The organism is Nocardia sp. NPDC004722 (assembly GCF_053601505.1).
On the sequence record NZ_JBSGBY010000902.1, the window covers coordinates 1 to 2,438 of the forward strand.

Here is a 2,438-nt window from a genome sequence, read left to right on the forward strand (position 1 = left end):
GAGCGATCGTTTTAGAGACACCCGGTTCGGGAACAGCGGACCGAAGGCCTTGGTCGCGCCCTCGTCGAAGGTCAGGATGAGCAGCGAGCGCTGCTGCTTCCACGCGGGCGAGTTGAAAATGGTGGGCAGGGTGGTGCTCAGCCAGCTGTCGCCGGAGGCGACGCCGCAGCCTTCCATGTTGTGGCATTCGTTGGCGGCGAACCAGACGAAGTTCGGGGTGGTGGCCGTCGACTTCAGGTCCGTCGTCATCTGGGTGAGCGGCTGCAGGTGTGCCGTGCAATAGGACGCGTCGGACTTCATGTTCTTGAAGTAGAGGAACGGCAGATCGTCCTGGTAGTACTGGCCGTGCGCGGTCTGGTCGCAGTTGCCGTTGGCGTCCTCGGCGTAGCCCTTCCACGTCTTGTGCGCGGCGTCGACGCGGTTGCCGATGTGGTTGGCGTCCAAGGTCGTCGTGGTCACACTGTTGTCGACCAGCCCGTAGAGGCCACCGGCCGCCAGTGCGACGTAGTTCGGGTCGCTCGGGTGCGTGGTGGCGTAGGACTGGGTCAGCGTCGCCGCCTGCGGTCGCAGTCCATTGATGTAGGGGGCCAGCGGATTTCCGATGATGCCGGTGAGGCCGTCGTAGTCCTGGTTCTCCATGTAGACCACGAAGACGTGGTCGTACCCAGGGACGCTGGTCGCGGGCGCGGTCAGCTTCGGCGCGGGCAGCGAGGCGCCGATGGTGAAGGACAGGTCGTCGGCGTAGCCGTCGTTGGTGTCGCCGTCGGTCCAGCTGTAGTTCAGCTGGATCTTCACCGAGCGAGTGCCCTTGGGCAGGGTTCCCTTCGTATCACGTTGCAGCAGGCCGGTTTTGAGGCCACGGTCGATACTGCTCACGTCGTCGCACTCGGCCGAGCCGAGCTGGTTGCCCGACGCGCCGAGGAAGGTCGCGGTCATATTGACCCGATCGTCCTGCGCGCCGTAGCCGCCCAGCCACCCGTTCAGATCGAAGCTCACGCCGCCCTGATCGATGGCCGACCCCGCCCCCGAGACATTGATGGTCTGATCCATCTCGGCATTGCCGGTGCCACCACCGGCGAAGAACTTCTGACCCCGATTCGACGGCCCCGGCGAGGCGGCGTCCGGCCACCCCGGCTGCCCGTAACACACCGCGTTCGGCTCCCCCTTGCCGATGTTCCACCCCGGCAGTGTCATCCCGTCCAGACCCTTGGGCGAGCACTGCGCCACCGCCTCGGCATCACCGTCGACGATCAGATTCGGGCTGGTGACAGCGGCGTGCGCGACGGTCGACGTGACCGCCGACCCGCCGAGCGCGACCAACGCGGCCACAGCCGCCATGGCGAAGCCCTTGCTTCGATACTTGTGAACGCCGTTGTGGCGCATAGCTGTTCCTCACGGGTCGATCTTGAAATGCGACCCGAATGAAACAGGTTCCAAGCATCGAATTGGTCATTCGTCCATGACCATCCGATGAACCCGGCGCGGCCAGCTGACGGCGAACCGGAGTGGTGGCGGCCTCGTGCTAACGGGTGTGCGGAGTCGGTGCTGGGGGCCCGTGGAGCGGGTGCGCGGGGTGGTGCGGGGATGGCGGGAATATGTGCGCGACGGTGGCGGCTATCCTTGGACGGTCATGAAGTCGGCTTTCCCGGGTCCGGTCGGTGCCCAGACGGTCTACCTCGATCACGCGGCCACTACACCTATGTTCCCGGTCGCGGTCGAGGCGATGTGCCATGCGCTGGGGACGACGGGCAACGCGTCGTCGTTGCACGGGTCGGGGCGGGCGGCGCGGCGGATGCTCGAGGAGGCTCGGGAGTCGATCGCGGCGGGGTTGGGGGCGCGGCCTTCGGAAGTGATCTTCACCTCGGGCGGAACCGAGAGCGACAATCTGGCGCTCAAGGGGATCTATTGGGCGCGACGGGACGCGGATCCGAAGCGGACGCGGATTCTGGTGAGCGCGGTCGAGCATCACGCGGTGCTGGATACCGTGGAGTGGCTCGAACAGCACGAGGGCGCGCGGATCACGTGGCTGGAGTGTGACGCCGAGGGCGTCGTCTCGCCGCGGACGCTGCGCGACGCGCTGGCCGAATTCGCCGCCGAGACGGCGCTGGTGAGCGTGATGTGGGCCAACAACGAGGTCGGGACGATTCAGCCGATCGAGGAATTGGCCGCGGTGGCACAGGAATTCGAGGTGCCCATGCACTCGGACGCCGTGCAGGCGGCAGCGCAACTGCCCATCGATTTCGCCCGGAGCGGGCTGGCCGCGGCCTCTTTCGCGGGCCACAAGGTCGGCGGACCGCACGGGGCCGGGGTGCTGCTGCTCGGGCGGCAGGTGCCGGCGGTGCCGCTGCTGCACGGCGGCGGGCACGAGCGCGACCTGCGTTCGGGGACCTCGGATGTCCCGGCGGCGGTGGGCCTGGCGGCCGCGATCCGCGAGACCG

Annotated in this window: 2 protein-coding genes; one reads left to right on the forward strand and one right to left on the reverse strand. The window is 67.5% G+C overall.

From position 1 onward, the window contains the following. The coding region (locus tag ACWELQ_RS43780) for an alkaline phosphatase family protein (RefSeq protein WP_452402868.1) at positions 1-1,383 on the reverse strand (1,383 nt) is incomplete at its 3' end. A gap of 247 nt (positions 1,384-1,630) precedes the next feature. On the opposite strand from ACWELQ_RS43780, the gene ACWELQ_RS43785 reads away from it, so the two are divergent. After that, the coding region (locus ACWELQ_RS43785) for a cysteine desulfurase family protein (protein WP_452402869.1) at positions 1,631-2,438 on the forward strand (808 nt) is incomplete at its 3' end.